This is a genomic window from Deltaproteobacteria bacterium (genome assembly GCA_026388545.1).
Classification (GTDB): Bacteria; Desulfobacterota; Syntrophia; order Syntrophales; family UBA2185; genus JAPLJS01.
This window is the reverse complement of record JAPLJS010000114.1, coordinates 139,418-161,583: the sequence shown is the minus strand read 5'-3', so window position 1 is coordinate 161,583 and position 22,166 is coordinate 139,418. Positions and strand designations below refer to the sequence as shown.

The 22,166-nt window shown below is 44.5% G+C and carries 27 protein-coding genes; 6 read left to right on the top strand and 21 right to left on the bottom strand.

The features are described 5' to 3' along the window. The first annotated feature begins 259 nt into the window (after positions 1 to 259). Entirely contained in the window at positions 260 to 538 is a 279-nt protein-coding gene (locus NTW12_14820; GenBank protein ID MCX5847602.1) for an AbrB/MazE/SpoVT family DNA-binding domain-containing protein, read from the top strand. Further along, positions 523 to 795: a hypothetical protein gene (locus NTW12_14815; GenBank protein ID MCX5847601.1), complete on the top strand. Its 273-nt coding sequence runs from the start codon at positions 523 to 525 to the stop codon at positions 793 to 795. Before NTW12_14820 ends, NTW12_14815 begins: the two co-directional genes overlap by 16 nt. 156 nt (positions 796 to 951) lie before the next feature. On the opposite strand, the gene NTW12_14810 is transcribed toward NTW12_14815, so the two are convergent. Next, positions 952 to 1,155, bottom strand: a complete 204-nt coding sequence (locus tag NTW12_14810) for a hypothetical protein (protein ID MCX5847600.1) — start codon at positions 1,153 to 1,155, stop codon at positions 952 to 954. 189 nt (positions 1,156 to 1,344) lie between these two features. Here NTW12_14810 and NTW12_14805 point away from each other — a divergent pair, with 189 nt between their 5' ends. After that, positions 1,345 to 1,926, top strand: coding sequence for a hypothetical protein (locus NTW12_14805; protein ID MCX5847599.1), 582 nt, complete (start codon positions 1,345 to 1,347; stop codon positions 1,924 to 1,926). Then, positions 1,923 to 2,678, top strand: a complete 756-nt coding sequence (locus NTW12_14800; GenBank protein MCX5847598.1) for a nucleotidyl transferase AbiEii/AbiGii toxin family protein — start codon at positions 1,923 to 1,925, stop codon at positions 2,676 to 2,678. Before NTW12_14805 ends, NTW12_14800 begins: the two co-directional genes overlap by 4 nt. A gap of 391 nt (positions 2,679 to 3,069) precedes the next feature. Here the strand turns inward: NTW12_14800 and NTW12_14795 are convergent, their stop codons facing one another. From NTW12_14795 to NTW12_14760, 8 genes are all read right to left on the bottom strand, one after another. Beyond that, the gene (locus NTW12_14795; GenBank protein MCX5847597.1) at positions 3,070 to 4,326 is read right to left on the bottom strand and encodes an ATP-binding protein; all 1,257 of its coding nucleotides are present in this window, start codon (positions 4,324 to 4,326) and stop codon (positions 3,070 to 3,072) included. Positions 4,327 to 4,602: 276 nt separating this feature from the next. Then, positions 4,603 to 4,938: a type II toxin-antitoxin system PemK/MazF family toxin gene (locus NTW12_14790; protein ID MCX5847596.1), complete on the bottom strand. Its 336-nt coding sequence runs from the start codon at positions 4,936 to 4,938 to the stop codon at positions 4,603 to 4,605. Further along, positions 4,935 to 5,180 carry a hypothetical protein gene (locus tag NTW12_14785; protein MCX5847595.1) on the bottom strand — a complete coding sequence of 82 codons (246 nt, stop codon included), beginning with the start codon at positions 5,178 to 5,180 and terminating at the stop codon, positions 4,935 to 4,937. Before NTW12_14785 ends, NTW12_14790 begins: the two co-directional genes overlap by 4 nt. A gap of 262 nt (positions 5,181 to 5,442) precedes the next feature. Next, positions 5,443 to 5,793, bottom strand: coding sequence for a type II toxin-antitoxin system PemK/MazF family toxin (locus tag NTW12_14780; GenBank protein ID MCX5847594.1), 351 nt, complete (start codon positions 5,791 to 5,793; stop codon positions 5,443 to 5,445). After that, positions 5,786 to 6,031 (bottom strand): hypothetical protein, encoded by a 246-nt coding sequence (locus tag NTW12_14775; GenBank protein MCX5847593.1) that lies wholly within the window; start codon positions 6,029 to 6,031, stop codon positions 5,786 to 5,788. The genes NTW12_14780 and NTW12_14775 overlap by 8 nt, the downstream gene beginning before the upstream one ends. Positions 6,032 to 6,125: 94 nt before the next feature. Next, entirely contained in the window at positions 6,126 to 6,527 is a 402-nt protein-coding gene (locus NTW12_14770; protein MCX5847592.1) for a HEPN domain-containing protein, read from the bottom strand. Next, positions 6,524 to 6,835 (bottom strand): nucleotidyltransferase domain-containing protein, encoded by a 312-nt coding sequence (locus NTW12_14765; GenBank protein ID MCX5847591.1) that lies wholly within the window; start codon positions 6,833 to 6,835, stop codon positions 6,524 to 6,526. Before NTW12_14765 ends, NTW12_14770 begins: the two co-directional genes overlap by 4 nt. A gap of 281 nt (positions 6,836 to 7,116) precedes the next feature. After that, the gene (locus NTW12_14760) at positions 7,117 to 7,326 is read right to left on the bottom strand and encodes a ribbon-helix-helix domain-containing protein (GenBank protein ID MCX5847590.1); all 210 of its coding nucleotides are present in this window, start codon (positions 7,324 to 7,326) and stop codon (positions 7,117 to 7,119) included. Positions 7,327 to 7,627: 301 nt separating this feature from the next. Between NTW12_14760 and NTW12_14755 the strand changes: the two genes are divergently transcribed. Continuing rightward, positions 7,628 to 7,861 (top strand): DUF6364 family protein, encoded by a 234-nt coding sequence (locus NTW12_14755; protein ID MCX5847589.1) that lies wholly within the window; start codon positions 7,628 to 7,630, stop codon positions 7,859 to 7,861. Next, a complete protein-coding gene (locus NTW12_14750) occupies positions 7,851 to 8,270 on the top strand; it encodes a PIN domain-containing protein (GenBank protein ID MCX5847588.1) in 420 nt (139 codons plus the stop codon). The genes NTW12_14755 and NTW12_14750 overlap by 11 nt, the downstream gene beginning before the upstream one ends. A 267-nt stretch (positions 8,271 to 8,537) precedes the next feature. Here the strand turns inward: NTW12_14750 and NTW12_14745 are convergent, their stop codons facing one another. From NTW12_14745 to NTW12_14690, 12 genes are all read right to left on the bottom strand, one after another. Further along, complete coding sequence (locus NTW12_14745; protein MCX5847587.1) at positions 8,538 to 9,233, bottom strand: sugar transferase; 696 nt, start codon at positions 9,231 to 9,233, stop codon at positions 8,538 to 8,540. A 63-nt stretch (positions 9,234 to 9,296) separates the two neighbouring features. Continuing rightward, positions 9,297 to 10,460: a LegC family aminotransferase gene (locus NTW12_14740; GenBank protein ID MCX5847586.1), complete on the bottom strand. Its 1,164-nt coding sequence runs from the start codon at positions 10,458 to 10,460 to the stop codon at positions 9,297 to 9,299. Between the two features lie 40 nt (positions 10,461 to 10,500). Beyond that, positions 10,501 to 10,992 (bottom strand): acyltransferase, encoded by a 492-nt coding sequence (locus NTW12_14735; protein ID MCX5847585.1) that lies wholly within the window; start codon positions 10,990 to 10,992, stop codon positions 10,501 to 10,503. A 685-nt stretch (positions 10,993 to 11,677) separates the two neighbouring features. Beyond that, positions 11,678 to 12,652 carry a hypothetical protein gene (locus NTW12_14730; protein ID MCX5847584.1) on the bottom strand — a complete coding sequence of 325 codons (975 nt, stop codon included), beginning with the start codon at positions 12,650 to 12,652 and terminating at the stop codon, positions 11,678 to 11,680. 488 nt (positions 12,653 to 13,140) lie between these two features. Then, on the bottom strand, positions 13,141 to 14,424 hold the full coding sequence (gene ltrA, locus NTW12_14725) for a group II intron reverse transcriptase/maturase (GenBank protein MCX5847583.1): 1,284 nt from the start codon (positions 14,422 to 14,424) through the stop codon (positions 13,141 to 13,143). Positions 14,425 to 14,458: 34 nt separating this feature from the next. Continuing rightward, on the bottom strand, positions 14,459 to 14,704 hold the full coding sequence (locus tag NTW12_14720) for a hypothetical protein (protein MCX5847582.1): 246 nt from the start codon (positions 14,702 to 14,704) through the stop codon (positions 14,459 to 14,461). Between the two features lie 163 nt (positions 14,705 to 14,867). Continuing rightward, on the bottom strand, positions 14,868 to 15,269 hold the full coding sequence (locus NTW12_14715; GenBank protein ID MCX5847581.1) for a hypothetical protein: 402 nt from the start codon (positions 15,267 to 15,269) through the stop codon (positions 14,868 to 14,870). A gap of 22 nt (positions 15,270 to 15,291) precedes the next feature. Further along, positions 15,292 to 16,083, bottom strand: coding sequence for a class I SAM-dependent methyltransferase (locus tag NTW12_14710; GenBank protein MCX5847580.1), 792 nt, complete (start codon positions 16,081 to 16,083; stop codon positions 15,292 to 15,294). 270 nt (positions 16,084 to 16,353) lie between these two features. Next, positions 16,354 to 17,439, bottom strand: coding sequence for an IS5 family transposase (locus NTW12_14705; GenBank protein MCX5847579.1), 1,086 nt, complete (start codon positions 17,437 to 17,439; stop codon positions 16,354 to 16,356). Positions 17,440 to 18,064: 625 nt separating this feature from the next. Then, positions 18,065 to 19,807 (bottom strand): DUF4838 domain-containing protein, encoded by a 1,743-nt coding sequence (locus NTW12_14700; GenBank protein ID MCX5847578.1) that lies wholly within the window; start codon positions 19,805 to 19,807, stop codon positions 18,065 to 18,067. A gap of 35 nt (positions 19,808 to 19,842) precedes the next feature. After that, positions 19,843 to 21,192 (bottom strand): hypothetical protein, encoded by a 1,350-nt coding sequence (locus NTW12_14695; GenBank protein ID MCX5847577.1) that lies wholly within the window; start codon positions 21,190 to 21,192, stop codon positions 19,843 to 19,845. Next, positions 21,189 to 22,163 (bottom strand): glycosyltransferase family 2 protein, encoded by a 975-nt coding sequence (locus NTW12_14690; GenBank protein MCX5847576.1) that lies wholly within the window; start codon positions 22,161 to 22,163, stop codon positions 21,189 to 21,191. Before NTW12_14690 ends, NTW12_14695 begins: the two co-directional genes overlap by 4 nt. Positions 22,164 to 22,166 lie beyond the last annotated feature (3 nt).

Here is a 22,166-nt window from a genome sequence, read left to right as displayed (position 1 = left end):
GCTTGTTCCATGCCCCGTAACATACCCGAAAAGGAAGGATGAGTCCAGCAAAAAATGCACGAATCGTAAAAAAAAGTTTTAGGGGCTGGTTATAGGGCATCGAACCGTCTCAGCGGCTTCATTACACTATTAAGGAGATAGCAATATCCATGCCGATCAGTATTGGAGCTGTCCCCCTATTTTTTCCTCTTGACACCACACCAGCCCAAGTTGTATATTATAAGAAATTTTTAATTGTTTAATTTCTTACGAGGTGTTTATGGCTACCGTCATGAAAATCAGTTCTCAAGGCCAGATCCGGATTCCGGAAAAGCTCATGAAGGCGTTCGGAATCGGCAAGGGCGATTACGTCGAGGTCGATGCCTCCGAAGAAGGAATCGTCCTGAAACCGCGGAAACTCATCGATCCAGCCCAGGCCTGGTACTGGAGCAAGGAATGGCAGCAGAAGGAAGCTGAGGCGGATGAGGAAATCAAAAAGGAGGCGCTGTCGCCGGAGTTTCGAAATGCCGAAGAGGGGCTCAAGTGGTTGAAGGAGTAAAGGCTTTCCGCTTCACGAACCGTTTCAGGAAAGAATACCGGGATCTCCCGAAAGAAATCCGGGAGGGCTTCGATCAGAAACTGATCCTGCTCATGAATGACATGAAACATCCCTCGCTTCGTATAAAACGTATTCAAGGGGCGAGAAATCGCTGGGAAGGCTCCGTAACAATGAAATATCGTTTTATTTTCGAATTTGACGAAGGCAGCGCCATCTTCCGCGCAATCGGAACCCACGACATCTTGCATAAATCGTAAAAATTGATGGTCTGACAAAAAGGTGTCAACCTTGTTATTGCACAGTGTCATTCCGGACTCGCTCCGGAATCCAGAATACCCTTCAAAAAAATGGGGCGCTGTCCCGGTTTTTCCCTTCCTATCACCCTTCACCCCTCACTATTCACTATTCACTATTTACCGCTGACAAAGTAAGCACACAACGTCGACCCCCTCAACATCAAACCACTTCAAATAAAACCGCGCCCCCGCCGCCCCGATTACCATGATCCGGGATCCACGGACACACGCCTCTATCTGCGCCCGATGCATTTCCAGATCATCCGCAAACATCGGCCCGCTTCTCTTTAGAATCTTTTTCAGCAGCTCTTCTTTTACCATTTTTCTCTGATCCCCATTGTCATTCCGGTGAAAGCCAGAATCCAGTCTTTTCAGATCCTTCCTGAGAAATCCGGGGACATGACCCAATTTCGCCAGAAATTGGTATCGTGTCCCCAGATTTCGCTTCCCTATTTATGTTCTTGACATCGTTCGCAGATACTGTATATTATCGTGCAGGTATTGAGAACTATGCGCATCGTAGATATCATTAAAATCATCAGGAAGTCCGGGGTGAAGATCGTCTCTTTGTCTGATCTCAGGAAATTGCTGGATATTGAAAAAGACAATACGTCTTATAAAATAGCGGAAAAGCTGGTTGCCGAGAAGTTTTTGCTGCGGCTTAAAAAAGGGGTTTATCTCTCTGCATTCAATCCTCCTGATAGTTTTGAAATTGCCAACGCCATCTACACGCCTTCGTACATCTCCCTGGAGTCGGCCCTGAATTACTATGGCGTGCTCCCGCAATTTCCTTATTCCGTTACTTCCGTCAGTCCCAAAAAATCAAAAAAGGTGCTCATCGATGAAAAAGAATTTGAGTATGTCCAGATAAGTCATAAATTATACTGGGATTTCAGACGTGAGGGGCAGATGGTTATCGCCTCGCCGGAAAAAGCCCTTCTGGATATGATCTATATCGTCTCCAAGGGATTGCGAAGGATAGAATTCGAGGATTTGGACTACTCCCCCATCAACAAAAGAGATTTTCATAAAATGTGTCAAAGAATCGACTACCTGCCTTTTCTCAATAAATTGAAGGAAATCGGAATATGATGACAACGGAACAAATCGGCGAACTGGCAAGGCATTTCAAGATTGATGAGGCCTCGATCGTGAGGGAGTATGTGCAATTGCTGTTTCTCCGCTCATTTTATGCCTTGAAGGAAAGCCGGCATGTCTTTTTCAAGGGCGGGACGGCCATCCACTTTCACTATGGTTCTTTCCGTTTTTCCGAAGACCTGGATTTCAGCACCCTGCAAAGCTCTGATCAGCTCCGGCAGATGGTAGAAACGGCGGCCCGCGATCTTAAAACCGAAATGGCCTCTCTTGAACTGGGAAAATTCACGGTCAAGCACGATTCATTCAACGGCCAACTGAAGTTTGCATACAAAGGACCGCGTCCTTTAACGATCCGGCTGGAATTCTCGCAGCGGGAAAAAGCCCTGACCAGAGCCGTTTCTCTCATTGAAACCCCTTTTCCCCTGGTCAGCTATCCGTTGGTCGTGCATCTCGATGCGGAAGAACTTCTGGCTGAGAAGACAAGGGCAATCCTGACGCGCAGCAAAGGCCGCGATTATTTTGACTTCTGGTATCTGCTGTCGAAGGGCATTCCCCTGAAAGAGGATTACATCCGAGAAAAAATGAAATGGTACGGGAAGGACTACCGACAGGAAGACTTGACGGAAATCATCGCCGATGCAAAGGAAAAAGACCTGTATAGCGATCTGGCGAGATTTTTACCGAAGCATTACCGTCAGACCATCACGGACCTGAAAAAAAACATCCTCCAAAAACTCGGGTCATAGGGAATAGGTCATGGTGTTTTTCGCATCACCCATGACTCAGTCCTCAGCACTTAACAATAGGGGCGCTATCCCCACTTTATTCGCGCACTTTTTCAGCCCCCCTTGTCATTCCCGCGCCCCCGGTGTTAATTGGGGACAGCCACTAATTTTCCTGGCAAATTAGTGGCTGTCCCCAATAACCCCCAATAACCCCGCAGGAAGCACCCCACCGGCAGAATTCGCGGATCATTTAAAAAACCCATCCTTCACCAGTAAATTTCAGGATGGGCATAACGACAATAAAAACAGGCGAGCGAGACCAGAATCAGCGCAATCAGAGATACAACAAAATCAAAGACCCTCTTAAAAAATAAGTACATCCATTCTCCAAACGTAAAACAGGATTTTCCCCCTATTTTTCCAAGAAGCTCCAGAGCGGCATCAGCCGGATGGGGCGTTCGGCGCCCTGCCAGGTAAATGTCTCCGTCCGGTCGACGCGGTCGTTGAGCAGCAACAACTCATCGCACTGCAATTCCTGCGAAGCCTTGACCAGCGCCCGCATTTCCCGCTTCAGGGTCTTTGGGTTCGAAATGTCGGAGCAGACCTGGATCAATCTCGCTACCTGCAGGCCCTCCTTGACGACAAAATCCACTTCCTCATGCTGCGGACTCTTCCAGTAGAACAGGGAAATCCGACCGGCGATCTCCTCTTTTTTCAGAGCAACAGCCACGAGATTTTCATAGAGCGCCCCCCGGTCCGCACTGAAACGGAAGCCCCCCGATGCCGCCAGCCCGTTATCGGTGCAGTAGATTTTCCTGTTGCGACCTGCTTGCTCCTTCACCTTGAAGGAGAAGCGCGGAATCGAAAAAACCAGGTAGGCTTCATGCAGATAGCGGATATATTTATCGACGGTATGAACGCTGCGGCACTTCGTCACCCCGGAGACGGCATTCAAGGAATACTCCCGGGCGATGTTCGACATCAGATACAGAGTTAGGTCTTCGATCCCTTGAACCGACCTGATCTTGAACCGTTTGACGATGTCCTTGTACAGGGTGGATTGCAGCAGGGTGCGCAGGTAGTCGCGCCGGTCAATCTTCTTGAGTAGGGGTTCCGGATAGCCTCCCTGCTCTGCATAGGCATCCAGCGAGGCCATTTTCTCCACCGCCGTCCGCTCGGCAGCCTCATCGCCCGACGCTGCCAGGAACTCGCTGAAAGAAAAGGGAAACAGTGCACGCGCGGTATGACGACCCGTCAGATGCGTGGCCAGCTCCGAACTGAGCAGATTGGCGTTGCTGCCGGTGATCAGAAGCCGGAACCCCTGCCTCTGCAAGCGATTGACAAACATTTCCCAGCGGGGAAGATTCTGAATCTCATCAAAAAGCAGGTAACGCGGATTTCCGTAAACCGTGTTTACGGCCCCGATGATCTCATCGTAATCTCCGACAGCGGCCAACCTTTCATCATCGAAGTTGACATAGCCGTAAGAGCCTGTCTGTTGAATAAGGTGAACGGCATAAAATGATTTCCCCGCTCGCCGAGGACCGGTGATGACCTTGATCAGATCATCGCCGAGGTCCCAGGAGACCAATACCTTCCGTTCGACATACCTTTCCTGCGGGCGGTCTTCCATCTCTCTTTTTTGAACAAGAACGATATCTCTCAACATATGTCACCCATAATGCACATAACATTTAATTTTTGTGCATCATAGGTAGGATTCTGCACAATGTCAACATAAATAAAAACATAAATGGGGTCGGGTCTTGATGGTGTGCTTAGCCTTTTAGCGTTCAAAATATCCCCTCATATTAATTGGGGACAGCCACTAATTTTCCTGGCAAATTAGTGGCTGTCCCCAATAACCCAATACCTTTTCGATAAGATCAAGGAAATGACCATGACTGTCAACGGAATTTTCGTAAATAGGGGCGCTGTCCCCCTATTATCCCAGGATAAGAATGAGACCTGCTTTAACCTTATCGAAAAGGTTGCGAGGTAGGATGCTGACACAATCTGTCAGAAAATGTTTGTCGATGGTGACAATTTGCGAGATATTTGCCACCGAATCGTGGGGAAGACCGGTGCTTCTCTTCGGCAGCATGACATTTCCCGGCGCCTCAGCCAAATGGAGATTTCGGGTGATGACGACAACTACAACCGTTGATATGGCGCTATCATTGAAAGCGTCTTTCTGAACCACCAGCACAGGTCTGCGAAATCCCGGTCCAGATCTGGCCGGGTCAGGCAGCTCCGCCCACCAGATCTCACCCCGTTTCACCAGTCCTCCTTTGCTAACCCCACCATTTGAGCGTTATTAAATATCGGATCGACCCGAGAACTCTCATCGGCATAGATCTCGTTTAACTTTGCCTTGATGCTGTCTTCCCGATGCTTCTCCAGAAATTCAGCAATTGCTGCCGTATATAATCGACTGCGATTCAATCCCAGCACTTTTGCCGTTTCGTCGGCCTGAAGAAAAAGATTCTCCGGGATTGAAATGGCCGTTTTCAAATTCCTCATACAATTCACCTCCGTAATACATAGGGGCAACGCTCAATAATTTAGACATCCTGCGAAAGTATAACAATCGTTATACGATATGTCAAGAAGGAAAAAAACAAATAGGGGCGCTATCCCGGTTTTTTCCATTTCTTACCATTTAAATTCCCCCTTTTGTAAAGGGGGATGCAGGGGGATTTCCTCTGTTAATTGGGGACAGCCACTAATTTTCCTGGCAAATTAGTGGCTGTCCCCAATAACCCCCAATAACCCCTATTTTTCCCTATACTTCCAACACACGGCGAATCGCTGCCGCCACCGTTTCCAGTCGTTCGTTTTCAAGACGTCCCACGCAGCGAATCAGACGCTCCTTCGATATGGTCAGGATCTGTTCGCACTTAACGAAAGAGGTCTCCTTAAGACCGTTTTCCTCAGATGGATTCACGGACACATGGAAGGGAACCGCCTTGCCTTTTGTGCTGATGGTCAGAACAATCGTGTTCGGATAATGGGGGTTCCGATTCGCCGCGTCCGTCTGAATGATCACCGCCGTTCTCATGCCGGCCTGTTCCGATCCCCGGCCTGGTGACCACTCCACAAACCAGATGTCGCCTCGGTGCACTTCTTTATACATCTTTCAGCGCCACCTCCCGTTGGGCATTGCGTGCAAACTCGACGCTCGTTTCCGCCATATCTTCTCCGACAAGGGTAAAGGCTTGAAACAGGGAGGCGGCAGCCTCCTCGTCCAACTTTCTGGCCACGGCCTCCTGTACAAAAGAGGTCACGCTCCTGCCTCGACTTGCTGAAACCGCCTTGACCCGCTCGTAAAAGGCCGGATCAAATCGCAGCGTAAAAGCTACCTGTCTTTTCATGAAATCACCTCTTGACTGCGTAATATGCAGTCATAAATATACAGCATGTGAATCCTTGATGCAATGAGTTTTTAGAAAATGGGGCGCTGGCCCCCTATTTCCTCAAATCTTTCTTAATCAACTTTATTACAGTATCAACAAACACTGCCGCCTCTTTATGCCATGGCTTAACATCGGTTTCTTTGAATGTGACAAATACGTCATAATCACCTTCCTGCCTTCTCTCGAAAAGAGAATTATAAATTATCGCCGTCTCTTTGGGAATAATGCCGGCCTTCACGAAATTATGGTTAAAAAAAGACCGTAACCCGGAATGCTTTGAAGAAGAAAGATCATGTTTGCTTAACAATGCTGATACCGCATAAAAGCAAGCGTAGTAAAGCCTGTTGACACAGGCATTCCAATGTCCGGAATCGGCGAGAATTTCTGCTTCATCCAAAGATTCTCGTGCCCTGGCGATACGATATTGTATGAGATCGTTCAATTCCTTGTTCATATATGAATTCCTTCTCTTTCAACATTACTGTGCAATGGCACAACTGAATACCTGGGGCTGTCCCATTCTTGACGACTGCGAACAATGGAGCTGATTATTTGATCTGTGTCCAATTCTATCTCATAAAGCGCATAACGTATTCTGTCAGTTCGCTTGGTATCTATATGACCGTCCAATAGGATTAGAAAATCCCAATCCGAGTATTCGCGATAATCATCTCGCGCACGTGAGCCGTAAAGAATTACTTCGGCGGATGGCTCCAGTTTCAAAACGGCTTCTTTGACTTTTCTTAAGATTTCTTCGTGCATTTTTGGCCTCCTTCTTTTCGACTGTGGCCGATTATTAATAATACTTACCTTAGTTGAAGAACTTTTTACCTATTAATTATGTCCAACTCGCCTTGTCAATTTATGTGTAAAATTTACCGCAATTGTTTTAATTTGTCGAATATTTATTTTTCGGATTCCGTGTTAAGGAACCTTGTCTCAATAAGGAATAATGCAGAAAAAATGAGTCGCTGTCCCTCCATTTCTTTACCATTTAAATTCCCCCTTTTGTAAAGGGGGATGCAGGGGGATTTCCTCCGTCGTCATACCGGTGAAAACCGGTATCCGGTGCCTTTCATACAAAATACTGCCTTAAACTCGGCGCTGTACCTGACGAACTCATGGAGAAGGTGGACGCGGCAATGAGGAATAGCCTGCCTGATAATCTCAGCCATTGATTTATGCTGGGCTGCGGCCATTTTTTTCAGCATAGCTACCTGTTCTTCCGGCAACTGTATCTGCGTTCTTACCATATATCCCTCCCGTCAATGATTACACTTTACAATAATTTGATCACAGTTATGCAGCAACATGTCAAGCTTTGCCACAACCGTTTAGATTACCATAAAACCACTCGTCTTGTCCCTCCCTCCGAAATCAGGAATCCAGTATTTCCAGATACTTCCTGGATTCCCGTTTGCACGGGAATGACAGGAAGGATTGTTTTTCACAGCTCGTTTTTTCCAACAGGGGGAATCAAAAAATAACTCTTGCAGATATGATACTTCCCATGGTACACGTAATATACGTGCATTAACTATCACGGAGGACACCATGAAACAAAACATCACACTAAGTCTCGACAAGGATCTAATCCGAAAGGCCCGGATCATTGCTGCCCAGAGAAGGATGTCTATCAGTAAAATCCTCGGCGAAGAATTAGCCAGGATGACCAGGGAAGAGGAACAATATGAATTCTCAAAAAGAAAAGCTCTTTCCGATCTCAAAGCTGGTTTTCACCTAGGAGGTAAAATAATGGCAACCCGTGAGGAACTCCATGAAAGATAGCATTTTTCTGGATACGAACATATTGGTCTATGCTTATGATCTGGACGCAGGCGTAAAACATGACATCGCTATGGGCATAGTGGAAAGAATGTGGCATGAGAAGACCGGCATTATCAGTGTACAGGTACTCCAGGAATTTTATATCACAATTACCCGAAAAATATTACAGCCTCTTTCACACGTGGTTGCACGGGGTTTGATACAAAGCTACCTGTCTTGGACGATCGCATTGAATGATGGGAAAATGATTCTGGAAGCGTCTGAAATTGAGAACAGATATCATCTATCCTTCTGGGATTCATTAATTATCGCGGCGGCCTATCGAGAAAAAGCAGAAAAAATTTTGACTGAAGATCTGAATCATGGGCAGCTAATCGAGGGTATACTTATCGATAATCCCTTCATCTGAGACCCCTTGCCCCTTGAACCTTGACCCTTTCACCTCTTATTGTTAACCGATTTATCTGCACCAATAACCTGATCAACCATAGATAATGCTATCCCTTATTATAAAATCGCCTCTTAATATCATAAGCTGTTTTTTGGGAAAATAAAGCGGCATAAGTTAAATACTCACTGTGTCACGTCTTGGAAACCTTTGAAAAACAATCCTTGCAACATGTTTACATTCCTTCCGCTTATTCGTCGCTGTCCCCTGTTAACCATTCACTATTCACTATTTACCGCTTACAAAGTAAACACTCAACGTCGACTCCCTCACCAACCCCTCAACATCAAACCAGCCCAGATAAAACCGCGCCCCCGGCGCCACAATCGCCAGGGCCGTCGCCATGATAATCTTCAGATCCACACAGAAACTCCGATGCTCGAAATACCACTTCTCCAAGGCGCCCTTCAAAGGGATCACATCCTCGATATAGCAGCGCGTCTTCTCCTTCTTCGATTCAAACAATATGACTTCTTCGTTGCGCAAAAAAAGGCTGCCCATCCCCGTAAGCCCCGGCTTCATTTGCAAAATGATTTTTTTGATGTCGTCAGGATAATATATAAACTCCCCTTCCGCCAGGGGCCGCGGCCCGACGATAGACATATCACTCTTTATCACATTTAGAATCTGCGGAAGTTCGTTAATCTTCGTCGCCCGCAGATACCGCCCGAAAGGCAGAATGCGCGGATCGTTCTTCTCCGTGATCGTGCCGGACTTGGGGCTGTCCCGCAGCATCGTGGCAAACTTCAGCAGGCCAAACCGGGAATCGCCCAAACCCACCCGTTCCTGGACAAAAAAAATCCACCCCTCGCCGGTGAACTTCAGAATCAGGGCAATGACCAGGCCGAAAGGGAAGAAAATCAGAAAGGCCGGAACAGCAAGGAAAAGGTCAAAGAGCCTTTTCATCATGAGATCGTTGCGCATCGAACCTCTATGTCATTCCCGTCTTTTTCTATGTCATTCCCGTGCAGACGGGAATCCAGTATTTCAAACAAGATCCGCACTACTTGGAATATTGATGATCCGTCTCACCAGGTCCTCAGCAACGTCCAGATTCATCCGGGGGCAGTCGCTGTACATGGGAAGGTGCGGCATCAACGTCCAGGCGGGGCGCGTCATGATGCCGTTTCCGTTGGTCACTTTCAGGATGTCGTCCCTTTGATCCACATATTCTCTGTCGAGAATGAGCGTGTTCAGCCAGTAGTTGCTTTTCGCAAACGCCGGTTCGGTAAAAAACCGGACCCCTTTGACATCCGCAAAAGCCTCTGCGTAGCGCTCCGCAAGCAATCTTTTCTTCTCAAGAAACTCCGGCAGCTTCTCCATTTGCGCGCACCCCAGAGCGGCATTGAGGGCAGGCATACGATAGTTGTAACCAAGCATGTCGTGATAAAATTCCCAGGGGTGAGGGACCTTCGCCGTGGTGGTCACATGCTTGAGTAGCGTGGCCATCTCTTCATCGTTTGTGAGGATCGCCCCGCCGCCCCCGGTCGTGATGATCTTATTCCCGTTGAAGCTCAGGACCCCCAGCTTCCCTAATCCCCCCGTATGCACGCCCCTGTAATATGAACCCAGGGACTCCGCTGCGTCTTCGATCACGGGTAGATGATGTCTGCGGGCTGTCTCAAGGAGCGGCTCCATATCCACTGGATGGCCGAAGGTATGCATAGGCAGGATTGCCCTGATATTTCGCCCCGAAAGCTTATTGACACAGATGCCATCCCGCATCTCTACGATTTCTCTCAGATATTCATCAAGCTTCCCCGGATCTGTTCCTAAAGTTCTTTCCTCGATATCGATGAAATGCGGCACAGCCCCACAGTAGCTTACCGCGTTTGCCGTGGCGACAAAGGACAACGCCGGCATCAGGACTTCATCATCCTGCTCCACGCCCGTCATCTTCAAGCAGATATGCAAAGCGGCCGTCCCGTTGACACAGAGTACCGCTTTTTTTACACCGGTAAACGCCGCCAGCATCCCTTCAAAACGATCCACAAATTCCCCTATAGAGGAAACGAAATTGCTGTCCACGCATTCCGCGAGATAGCGCTTTTCATTGCCCTCAAAGATTGGGATATGCAGCGGCGTAAAGGAAGCCTCACGATTGATCACCTTCTTGATTGTGTTCAATACTTCAGTTGCAAGATCAGCCATCCGTAGCCTTTCTTATCTTTGCGCAGGCCGTATGTACAATTCAAATATCTGGAAACTTAACAGATTCTCTATTTCCAATTTCCTTCGCCGGAACACCGGCAACGATTTTCCAGGCAGCTACATCTTTGTTAACTACAGCACCTGCCGCAATAACAGCGCCGCTATTTATTGTAACATCAGGTAAAATTCGCACACCCATACCCACAAAGGCATCCTTCCGAATGATTACCTTCCCAAACTTAACGCTTCGCTGCTCCCACGGAACCATGGGACCCGACCCCCTGAATCCATAGTTCGGTGTATCCGATGCGGTTACAACTGCAGATGAGTGGGCCATGCATGAATAATCTTCCATGATGAATTCACCACCACCACTGATAACGCAGTTTTCTGCGATATGCACTCTTTTCCCTATCCTCACTGACCCTGCCTCAAGCAGAACATTTTTATCCAATAAGATAAATTCATCCAATTCCACATTATGGGGATTTCTGAAAATAACCCCTTGCTCAATGATGACATTGCTTTTCATGCATTTAAGCCGTCTGCACCAATAAATGCCCCTTAAATAATTACCCAAGAAAAATGGAGAACCAGGCAAATATGTTAAGAGTGTCAAAACAATATCTCTATAAATGGGAACAGGGAGGGTTAAGATAAATCCAAGAATCAATTCAGTAATTCTTAGAAAAAAACAAAATATGCTATTTGAAAAAAAAGATCTTATAACACGATACGATCCGGGTACAGTTTCACCCTTACCAACTTTCAAATCTATCATGTGATCAATGAGTCGCTTATCGTATATCATAAATCACCACTTTCAGAACCGATCGATGCATAGAGTTTGACTATGAAGCCTGACCCCAATGTGGTCAGAAACCACCTGTCCATAGAGGTTTGATTAAACATGGCAACCTGTTCAACATCAGTTTTGCGTATTTTTCTCACTGTCCTGGCTGAAAAGAACCGGCGACCCGAGCTTGAAGCGAACCACCAAAGCGATTCAAAGCATAAAAGGAAGTAACACCGCAAGACCCGGAATCACCAAAACCAGATCGAGAACCCTTTTGCTTGCCATCATATTAATTTAGGCCGCTTTTCACAAAAGCTCTGACATGGGCGTTTCAAACTGTTGTACGCCCTGATTGAACGACATACCGATCATACCAGCCCGCCCCAAATTTTTCACGCAGCCTTACCGGAAAGACACAATATTATTTACTTTTTGAGTATAAACATCTTTCAATTAATGGCCTATAGTTCACTTTACGGTCTAACATCTGTGAAGAAAAGTCCACAACTTTCTCTGTCCAAGATTGCCCGTTCGCCAAAAAACGATTGTAACAAGCCCTCAAGGCATTCAACAAACTCTCAGGATTCCCTGCTTGGTAATTCACTCCAAGGTCTTGCGTGGAGATAAGATGCGCTGATTCTCCTTCCAAGCTATTTATGACTGGCAACCCTAAAAGAAGATAATCATTTAGTTTATAGGAATAGGCAACATTTCCTCCCGCCTTGAAACAATTGAGCCCGATATGAGAACGTTTGAGATAACCAAGAAGTATGCGATACGGAAGCCTTCCGGAAACCCATGCTTTTATGGATACGTCAGCGATCTTCGTTCTGATAGCCATCTCTCTTTCTCCACCACCGAGTATCAGCAAGCCCGCTTCCGGACATTCACTTTCGAAATTGGCAAATGCATCAATCAAACAATCGAGATCGTAGTTCTCTCCAAGGGTTCCTGCATAGGCCACAATAAACTTTGCACTCTGCAGTTTTTCTGGTAACCGTTCCGCAGGGAGGATGCTACGATAATAATCAGGATCACCACCAAGATAAATTGCTTGAGCACGAGACTGTTCGCTGGATTTCCGAATAGAATTTGCGCGTTCTGCATATTGAACCGATTCACTAAACACATAATCTGCGTAGCGAAGAGGAAAATCAGCACAGGCTTTCCATACGTAGTAGCCTACTTTTGTTATAAAATTAAGTTTTGTAACGCTGAGGATCGATTCCGGCCAAGTGTCGTGAATATCCACGATAAACCGCGCGCCAATTACCCTGGCAAATATGGTGGCAACACAAGCTGCCCCGTTGTGCGGTAATACAGAAAAAATCGTGTCGGGTCGTCCCCGTCTCAAGCTTTCGCGAATGAAATAAAATAATATCAATATATCAAACACGGCATGTGAGAGCAACCGCCGGAAGCTCACATTACTTCTATATCCAGGCTCGACGACCGCGACACAACGCCAAGGAAGCATGTCTAATCGGCGATGTTGCTTCCGTGCGTGGTCGAACATGCTGATGAATTGGCAAACGGATGCTCCCTTTTTGGTAAGCTCTTGGCAAATGTAGCGATATCTGTCCGCTGAATCCGGGCTCGTGGGATCCGAGAAGGGGGAGATAACCCATACGGTTATCTTTTTGGGTTTATCCGGTTCTTGCGTACTTCTCTCTCGCTCAGTAGAGTAGAGAGCTGGCGTAGTAGCCGAATGGTTCTATCTCCAGCTTCCCCTCATCAGTAGGGTCGAGGACTGGCGCGCCACTGAGCACTATCAGTACGTTTCCAGCCCCCGCCACGTCAAACGTAGCGTGCGGATTTCCCGCACTACGCTTTCCTGTTAACTTCTTCTAAAGGTTTATGTGACCTATCAGTCTGGCAGCGCTTTCAGGCCTGATAATATCTGACCTTGTAATCATTATATACCCCAAGGTTCTTATAGAACCAGTCCCTATTCCACCTGTTCCAGCCGAAACCACAGCGTTTCCTTGCCCGCATCTGATGTCGCCGAATCTTCTTCTCCACCCAGTCCTTGATGTATCCAAAACATCCACTGGCATGTCCAACCCTAAAATAGTTAACCCATCCTCTGAGAATTGGATTAATCAGGTATATGACCCTATCTACGGGTTGCGAGTTGTGGCGGCGAAACACTTCTTTAAGTTTTCGCAGCAGAGTAGTTCGTGCCTTCATTCTCGGTGTGATTCGCACTCCCCACTTGCCCTGGCGGGTTTTCATCCGCCTAAAGTCAAACCCAAGAAAACTGAATGTCTCGTCTTTAGTAAGATCCACTATCCGAGTCTTCTCCTGATTTACTTGAACGTCAAGCTTGTTCAACTCCTCAAGAAGTCTTCGATAGGCCGCCTTTTCAAGCCAATTCCATTTCCGGAAGCCGTCTACAAGGATAACCAGATCATCGGCAAATCTTGCATACTCAATGTATGTATATTTGCCATGACGGGTGACTTCTTTTGCCCGTTCCAGCATCTTATCCACTTCGTTGAGATAGAGATTACTGAGCAATGGCGAAATTACTCCCCCTTGTGGTACTCCCCGCTTACCATTAGCTTCCAGAATCAGCTTCAGCAGTCGCATCACATCGCCATCGTCCACTCGTTCGGCAATCTTCCTAAGAATGATATCATGCCGAACATTATCAAAGTAGGCCTTAAGGTCTACATCGATGACCCGTGTTTTGTTTTTCACCACTGCTTCTGCCACACGTCCTACAGCCGCATGGGCTGTCCGCTTGGGTCGATATCCATATGACCCTTCCTGGAAATCGGCTTCAAAGATCGGTTCAAAGATTAGCTTCAATGCTCCTTGAACCACACGGTCTCGAATGCAAGGAATCCCCAAAATCCTGACCTTATTTTTGTCTTTGGGTATCTCCTTCCTTCGATTCCTCATCGGTCGATACGTGCCTGAGACCAGTTCTTCTCTTATCTGCTCAAGAAAAGCTTCCAGACCCGATTCCTCAATGGCCTCAAATGTTACCCCGTCTATTCCCGGTGCACCATTATTCTTCTTGGCCATCTTGTAGGCCTCTCGGAGCGTCTCCATCTTACAGACATGAACATACAGTCCCCAGAATCGCCATGCCTTTTCAGACTTCGCCTTTAAGTATATCTTCCTCCTCAGGTTCTGTAAACTGATGGGCGCCTTTATCATCTCGCCCTTACCTCCCAGTGTTGTCAGAAGATTATTAACAGCAGGGCTCCTTTGCTCCCCGGATATTACTCCAGTTCATCGCTCTTACGAACCCATCCGCCACCCTCTCGCCTTCGATCCACTTCCCGGTGTTGCCGGTTATAAGACCTACCTTGCTCCAGAAATTTCTCCCTGGGACGAGGAGGGTTTCTCCAGTTGCTTGGTTTGTCCTTGTTACCATGCTGTCGCTATCACCCCGCCGGAACGAATCAAACGTATCATCCAGTTTTCGTCTGTTCATCTTGCCTTCGCCCTACGGTTGCTGGCTCGGCTTCCGGAACTTCGAATTCTCGAGGCCACCTCTGCGTTCACTCTCGTTACGGCCTGGTAACTCGCTCCCTTCCTTTTGATGGGTGTGTCAATAGGCTCCAAGATTTTGGTTTCCCTCCACCTTGCTATCCAAGCTACAGGGCTCTGGCTTTTACCCTGGCAGGTTTGACTCCTGCTGAACAGACCAGCCTTCGCTGGACACACAACCGTGCATGCGATTCTCCCGCACACGGCTTTCCGATGTTCTTCATCCGGATGATTTCGCCGACTGAGACCAAGGAGCCTTGGTTGGAACTTCGTATAGACCTAAAGGAATCAAAATAATATCTGTCCGGACACGCCTTATATCCAAAACTACGGTAATGGTGTTTCCGGCGCAGGCATATTCGAATCCTATAGACCGGGTATCTTTTCAGAGTTGTTAGGGCCTTTGTACAATTGCCATATCGAAAGTAACCTACCCATCCTCTGACGACTTCATTAACTTTCCGGATCACATCTTCCATCGGTACTGCACTGTACTGCTCAGTTGTCAACCGCTTAACCTCTGATGGTGTGCTATTTCATGGCACACCATACATCTTGAAGCATAAAATCGCACTTAATTTTATTAATATTTTTAATATAATTTAATAATTTGTTTTTGATAAAATTATCACTATGGTATGCCACATAAAATCCGGAACCCTCTTTAACATTACCTCTTTCAACAATACCACTTTTTTGTATTTGTTTAAGTTCATTTTGTGTTAATTTATGGAAGGTTTTTTCTCCATGAAAGGAACCAATAAATAGACCGTTTTCCTTTAAGACTCTTTTTATTTCGTTTATCCATAAGTGGTTTTGAACTTCGGATAAATGAGTAAATACAGATATACAATATAATACATCTATAGATTTATCTTTTAAAAGAAATGGAGGCTTTAAATCATTTTTAACAAAAGTTATGTTATTTATATTATTTTTGCACCAGAGTATTGTTTTAGGATTATAATCTGTTCCTATAAGCTCAATAATGTTACTATTAATTGATTTAAGGTGTTGTAATATTCTAGCTGCGCCGCAACCCCACTCGCATACTGTAATGTTTTCAGCAGGTTTATGCTGCAAAATAATATCGTTAATGAAATTGGCGTGTATTAATCCTGTTTCGTGATATTCTTTTAGCATGCAATGACCATAAGCATCTATCATGAGTGAGTAGGGTGGTATTTTTATATTATGTGCTTTGGAATAAGCATTATTTTTTGCGTGACACATCAAAACCTTTTGAAATAAAATTCCTCTTGTAACAATAGGCAAAAGATGTAGTTTTCTTAAAACAATTAAAGTAAACTGTTTAAATTCCATGGCAACCTCCATTTTTTTATTTTACTTTGACATGTTTGTTAAAATTATTCAGCAGTGTAAAATCTTTTGTGTAAATTCATAAAGGTAGAAAAAAAGCGCTTTTCCTATAAAAGACCTTTGCACAATTTCGATATTAAATTTTCCTCTGTTTGGATGCTCACTTTTTCAGATTTTTTATCGGTTTCTAAGTTTTGATACCGAAAAACGCTCTTTGACAATCTTGGTTTCCCCCGGATAACCCCGGGGAGGGGGCATGGGGGATGCTTCCCCCTACGTTGCGGCAATCATCTTCCGTTTTCTCAGATTCAGAACAACACGCTTGATATTGAAGGCCATCGCTCCGCAGAGATGATCCCAATTCTCCTTGAGAAGGGTAGTGAACCTCGCTTTTCCCGCGCCATGATATTTATGGGTTAAGCCAAAATATTGCTCAATCTTGTACCTGACCTTGGCAATGGTTTTGTTTCTGTGGATTTCGGTTTCCGTCAGAGATGCATTGATCTGGTTCTTTCTCATGATTCCGTCACCGATGCCGTTCATGCTCAGGAATTCCCGATTGGCTTTTCCACAGTAGCCCTTGTCGGCATAAACCGTTTCAGGAAGACCGTTACCATGAATGCCCTTCGTCACCACATAGGAGAAATAGGTCGTGTCATGCTCAGAGGCCTTGAATACACAGGTGGATAAAACCAGACCGCTTTCCACATCAACGGAGGCATGCTCCTTCATTCCGAAAACGGGCTGCTTGTTCTTCACCGTCCAGTCGGAGTCAATATCCCTCTGGAAGCGCATGGCCTTCTGTGTCTTATTCCTCATCTTTGCCCTGGCCTTCCTCTTCTCTCTCAGGGCATCGAGATTGTTTGTACTCACAGGACGGCTTGCTGATCTGATCACCCTGGCATCTACGGCCATGCCGGATTCAAGGGAGAAACCCAGGGCACTGAACTGCTCCAGAAGCTCATGGTGTATCTTCTCCAGGGTATCTTTCCCAATCCGTTCCCTGAACCGGCAGATGATGGAATGGTCAGGAGAAGGTTCGCTGAAGGGCAAACCGATGAAGGCCTTGAAGGATAAACGATCATTGATCTGGATCTCCAGCTCCGGATCGGAGTGGATCCCGAACCACTTCTGGATCAGGCTGGCTTTCAACAGCAACATGGGCGGGTATGCTTTGTTCCCGTATTCCGATTGCCCCACAGGATAGTTCTCTGTTACGATCTTCTCTATGGATGTCCAGTTGATGATCTTATCGATTTCCGTAAGTGATTGTTGGGTCCGTGATTGTGCCTGTCCGAATGCTCTCTGGAGTTCCATATCGAGGAAAGTCGGTTTTCGATCGTATTCTTTGAAAGCCATGGCGGTCTCCTTCAACGTTGAATTTGACCGAAAATTATCATGAAAATCGTAATATGTCAAGTGATATTAATATGTTAAATCACTTTTTCTCTATTTTTCTACTCAAATTTTAACAGGAGTTGTGCAAAGGTTTCTCATATTAAACTGAATAATATCATTACCATACATGCAAGTACGCAAGAACCGGATGAATCAGTAATATCCTTAACCAATGTCCAATTTTCTGAAAAAACGGATAGAAAAATAAACTCTAATGAAATTTTGAAAATTCACAGCTCTCAATGCTCCTCGAAATGAGAAAATTCAAAGGTCTCTATACGGGACAGAAAAATCAGACTCAGGGTTGTGGCAACGCCGCCAAAGGAACTCAAAGTACTGATTCAAAGAATGAAGATTTTGCTTCCAAATAAACCAAAGATCATTGAAATGTAGTGACGAAAATGACCTGATTTTTATCGTAACTACTTGATATTACTACTTCCAAACTTTAGAACTGCGGTAGATGGGTTAACCCGGATGAACCGCTTTTTGTTTAATTTTTCCCTTACTGCCAATCTAATCGCCGCGTTTTGATGCATTCATTGGATATTTTGACATGGACAAATATCACAGCTCAAATTAGTGCTTACCATGACTGAACCATGGGGAAAAGCCTATCGTCAAATATTTCAGAATAAATCAATTTAACTCTTTTGTGATAAATTGATCCTTCATGTAACTTGTGCAACCCGTTCTGGAGCAGAGAGTGCATTTGCCCCAATGTCTCTTTGTCATATCGACTATCTATAAGAGATTTAGACCTTAGAAAGCGTGTAAAGCTTTTTTCTTTTATGTTAATTTTCTTCATCCAAGCCGCCTCGGCCAAATTCCAAAACATCCTCATTTCCTCTTTTGCTGGACCATAGAACACTCTGTAGTACTCGTTTAAAATATCATCCAGGTTTTCGTTGACATTCCAGAAAAGCTTCCCAGTGAGGTATAGATTCAGGTGTGACATACCATAGAAGCCCATCTTTTGTGGTTCAGATCCTTGCCAAGTTTCAGCTTCAATAAACTCACCCTTGCTGAATTTCTTTAAGTATCTAAGGTCGTCGGCTATGGTATGCGGGAAAAATACAGGGTGCCCTCGCAAAACTCCCCATGAATTTAAATAGTATTCCCATATGTAGATATGGTTACTTTTCACGCGCCAGCCTTCTATAAAGCGGTCCATCTTTTTGTGGTATTCGGGATCATTATAGAACATCCTCCATTTAGCGATCATCACAGCAACATTGGGATTTAACCTTTTCAGTTTGCTGGGGGGATATTGGTAATGTTCGTATGCCATGCAGCCTATAAACTTATCAGGATGCGATTTGTATATCTCTTTCGCCACCCTGTCTATAAAACCCCAGATATAATCTGAATACTTACCCTCCTCGCCCATTTTTTCGTTAATCTGAGATTGACAGTCTTTGCATTCACATATTTTGAACATACCATCATTGGGTGCTAGCGGATAGAACCTTTGCTCCGGATGCTCATCAAAATATTTTCTTATATCTGCAATCCATTGTTTGAATACATCTCCATTGGATAGGTCAAGATTGCCGCCACCTCGTTTTGAAGATAAGTCAGTAAAATCACGACGTCCATTGATTAAGGCAAAGTATTCAGGATGCGTATCTTTGTACTTCAGGAAAAAATGGAATGAGTCTATTATTTGTACAGGTGCGGCCGCGCCGAAACCAGTTCTTTTGTACCAAAGGGCGGCATCTACATCATCAGCGAAATCACACAGCCATACATATCGATATTCAAAATCAGGAGCTTTTTTAATGTCAACATTGGAAACTTGCAAAGTGTTTTTGGGCTGGATTACTTCCCCTAACTCTCCCGGCATATACCACCGTACACCACAGAAGCGATGCAAGAAATAATAGACGCCATACAACGTGCCTGTTTCTCCGAATGCATTAAGCTTCAACTTTGCATTATATACCTCTTTACTACGCCAAGGACTCCTCATACCAACAATTGGCTTTCCTTTATAATCCTTTCCCATAATTACCAGCCAATTGTCGCGACTGACTATTCGGAATTCATCGGGTTTTTTGAGTCCGACATTTATACCTTTTTGTCGAGTATAATCGCTCTCGCCTATCAATACGTACCCTGTTGACTTATCTGTGACAGGCATCTTATGTTTTATGGAAAGCAACGCGCCGGTTGTCTTCTGCACATATTTTTGAAATTCCGACGCTGCAAACCAAACTGAGTCGGGACAGTCTTCAGCAATGATAATGGTGGCCTGAGGCTTCCTGTCCTGAACTAATAGCATGCTATAGCCATTTTGTGGCATGAACAGGAAAAGGATAACAACCATTATTCCGTATCTATTTACTAACATTTTCAATTATTTTAGAGAGAAATTGCAGGCTGTTGAGAAGCATCTAACGGAATATTTGTGCATTCATGAAGCTTCTGTTTTTCTGCTAGTTTTGCAAGTTTTTGCCATTCCATTTCTAAAAGTAAAAACAACACGATAGACATACCTACAAAATTGAATAAATATGGATTAGTCATGCACGGAATTATAAACGCTAGCCAACTTGCCAACCAATATCTTAGCCAATGACTCCCCTTTGTCATTTTTGCTATTCTCCACGCATTAAAAAAAAGATTAAAGACGGTAACAGCCCACAAAAATATACCACAAAGCCCAATCTTCATTAAGAGCATCGGAAGAAACATCTCGTAAGAAAATGCCGCACTTTCTGAGCGTATCAAGTGTTTCGCAACACCGCCGAAACCGGTACCAAAGAGCGGATAATTAGACCATGTTTCCATCAATGCCTGACTTTGATTTAGCCTGATCTGAACGCCCTCATCGCCTGCAAACAGGCTAAAAAAGCGTGAAAAAATAGGGGCTATTGGGTCATAATTCCAAAAAAGTAAAATTACGCCCATAAGGATAAAAAAACTACTGAATGCGATCGAAGGGCCAGAAAAACTAATACGTCCTACACAACAAGAATTAGCCAAGCGAACTAAAGGAATCATGCTCAAAGAGAGAAAACCTATAGCTACACCCAACCAAAAAGAACGCGTGTAGGTAAATATAATAGCAAATAATATAAAAAATATTACGATAAAATATAACTGATTACGCCTAACTAATTGTAGGGCGATGAATAATGCTGGAATTAAATATAGTGAGGAAATCCACATAACCCTATAGTAGCCGTCCGGCATATAACCAATATATATGCCTCTATAATCTTCTGCACAGAAAAAGATTTTGGCGATCATTCCCATTGTTGTGCCGAAATCTGGTAGAATATATACGACAGCCCATATCGCAACATGAATAAGAGCAACAATAAATGCCAAAACAACAAATATAACCCTAACGATCCCCCAATTAATATTTGCTGTCCGCATTAAAGCAACCAATGGGAAATAAAGCAACAACATAAAAATCGACCCGCCATCACCAAATGCCCAACTTAACTCAGTATTATGTATGATAGGAATCCAGAAAATCCATATAAGTATATTAGCAAATATGAATATCAGCAAACCAAAATCAAATATTGTGATGCGCCATCGCCCCCTAATAAACGCATATGAATACAGGATAATAAAGGAAAAAATAAATAAAATCTTTCTAACAGTAATTGCTTCAGTTATTTTCCAAAAACCAGGCCCTCCTAAAATTAATTCTACAAGAAATAAAAAGGGAATACTTAATATTATTCTCTTTATCATTTAGTATATTCAGAACGTATTGCGTGAGTATATGAACCCTTAGCTAGTTGAAAGAAAAAAAGTAAATTACGTAGAATCCCTTGTTTTACTATGCGATATTTGAGGCTACAAGTGAATGCGGCCGTCCCTCTCGTCTTTATTGATGATATAAACTCTTCAAGCATATAATTATTTTTAACATCATTTTGACTATTTATGTGTTTCAACAGAGCACAATTCTGCAACATTAGCTTAATCATCGATTTATCGAGTTCTTCAAAATTGACTAAGCGACGCAAATTTCTCCTGGAGATAATTTTCTTAGCACCTGCCACATTATCAGTATGTTGTCTATATAAGAGTGTTGAATGAGGAATAAATACTAATTTACCAAGTGCTGCAGCGACCAGCGCTATCCACCAATCGTACATCAAGGCAGTATTTGGTACCGGCAGACATTTTGATAGAAGCGCACGATTAATCATAACAGTGCAGCCTGTAACAAAATTTTGAGTTAATAAGATTCGAAGAGGGTTATCATCTACGTGATTCATCTTCTGATAACGCATGAATGATGGATGAATAACTTGGCAAGATGAATTGACAACTGCGCAATCCGTATGCACCAAGATCGGCATACCTGTTCCAAAGCGCTTCTCACTGTCTTTCATAACCTTCAATGTTGTTTCAGTCTTATCAGGCAACCAGATATCATCTTGATCACAGAACATCACATAAGGTCCGTCTGTATTTTCCATCAGTTGTGCAAAATTTTGGCATGCCCCAACGTTTTGACCAGAAGATGGTAAGAGTTGAATACGTTTATCTCTTTTTGAGTAACTTTTAACTATCTTCATTGAGTCATCGGACGAACCGTCATCACGAATATAAAGAGTCCAGTATTCATACGTCTGTTCTAATAAGCTATCAAGTTGTTCGCTCAAATATCGGCCACCATTAAAAGTAGCCATTAATATGTTGATTTTTTTCATACT

What these genes read in the sequence shown, in the direction of transcription:
- NTW12_14820 (MCX5847602.1), top strand. Translation starts at nt 260, where the DNA reads ATGGCTACCGTCATGAAAATCAGTTCTCAAGGCCAGATCCGGATTCCG.
- NTW12_14810 (MCX5847600.1), bottom strand. Translation starts at nt 1,155, where the DNA reads ATGGTAAAAGAAGAGCTGCTGAAAAAGATTCTAAAGAGAAGCGGGCCG.
- NTW12_14805 (MCX5847599.1), top strand. Translation starts at nt 1,345, where the DNA reads ATGCGCATCGTAGATATCATTAAAATCATCAGGAAGTCCGGGGTGAAG.
- NTW12_14800 (MCX5847598.1), top strand. Translation starts at nt 1,923, where the DNA reads ATGATGACAACGGAACAAATCGGCGAACTGGCAAGGCATTTCAAGATT.
- NTW12_14795 (MCX5847597.1), bottom strand. Translation starts at nt 4,326, where the DNA reads ATGTTGAGAGATATCGTTCTTGTTCAAAAAAGAGAGATGGAAGACCGC.
- NTW12_14785 (MCX5847595.1), bottom strand. Translation starts at nt 5,180, where the DNA reads ATGAGGAATTTGAAAACGGCCATTTCAATCCCGGAGAATCTTTTTCTT.
- NTW12_14780 (MCX5847594.1), bottom strand. Translation starts at nt 5,793, where the DNA reads ATGTATAAAGAAGTGCACCGAGGCGACATCTGGTTTGTGGAGTGGTCA.
- NTW12_14775 (MCX5847593.1), bottom strand. Translation starts at nt 6,031, where the DNA reads ATGAAAAGACAGGTAGCTTTTACGCTGCGATTTGATCCGGCCTTTTAC.
- NTW12_14770 (MCX5847592.1), bottom strand. Translation starts at nt 6,527, where the DNA reads ATGAACAAGGAATTGAACGATCTCATACAATATCGTATCGCCAGGGCA.
- NTW12_14765 (MCX5847591.1), bottom strand. Translation starts at nt 6,835, where the DNA reads ATGCACGAAGAAATCTTAAGAAAAGTCAAAGAAGCCGTTTTGAAACTG.
- NTW12_14760 (MCX5847590.1), bottom strand. Translation starts at nt 7,326, where the DNA reads ATGGTAAGAACGCAGATACAGTTGCCGGAAGAACAGGTAGCTATGCTG.
- NTW12_14755 (MCX5847589.1), top strand. Translation starts at nt 7,628, where the DNA reads ATGAAACAAAACATCACACTAAGTCTCGACAAGGATCTAATCCGAAAG.
- NTW12_14750 (MCX5847588.1), top strand. Translation starts at nt 7,851, where the DNA reads ATGAAAGATAGCATTTTTCTGGATACGAACATATTGGTCTATGCTTAT.
- NTW12_14745 (MCX5847587.1), bottom strand. Translation starts at nt 9,233, where the DNA reads ATGCGCAACGATCTCATGATGAAAAGGCTCTTTGACCTTTTCCTTGCT.
- NTW12_14740 (MCX5847586.1), bottom strand. Translation starts at nt 10,460, where the DNA reads ATGGCTGATCTTGCAACTGAAGTATTGAACACAATCAAGAAGGTGATC.
- NTW12_14735 (MCX5847585.1), bottom strand. Translation starts at nt 10,992, where the DNA reads ATGAAAAGCAATGTCATCATTGAGCAAGGGGTTATTTTCAGAAATCCC.
- ltrA (MCX5847583.1), bottom strand. Translation starts at nt 14,424, where the DNA reads ATGATAAAGGCGCCCATCAGTTTACAGAACCTGAGGAGGAAGATATAC.
- NTW12_14720 (MCX5847582.1), bottom strand. Translation starts at nt 14,704, where the DNA reads ATGAACAGACGAAAACTGGATGATACGTTTGATTCGTTCCGGCGGGGT.
- NTW12_14710 (MCX5847580.1), bottom strand. Translation starts at nt 16,083, where the DNA reads ATGGAATTTAAACAGTTTACTTTAATTGTTTTAAGAAAACTACATCTT.
- NTW12_14705 (MCX5847579.1), bottom strand. Translation starts at nt 17,439, where the DNA reads ATGGCTTTCAAAGAATACGATCGAAAACCGACTTTCCTCGATATGGAA.
- NTW12_14700 (MCX5847578.1), bottom strand. Translation starts at nt 19,807, where the DNA reads ATGGTTGTTATCCTTTTCCTGTTCATGCCACAAAATGGCTATAGCATG.
- NTW12_14695 (MCX5847577.1), bottom strand. Translation starts at nt 21,192, where the DNA reads ATGATAAAGAGAATAATATTAAGTATTCCCTTTTTATTTCTTGTAGAA.
- NTW12_14690 (MCX5847576.1), bottom strand. Translation starts at nt 22,163, where the DNA reads ATGAAAAAAATCAACATATTAATGGCTACTTTTAATGGTGGCCGATAT.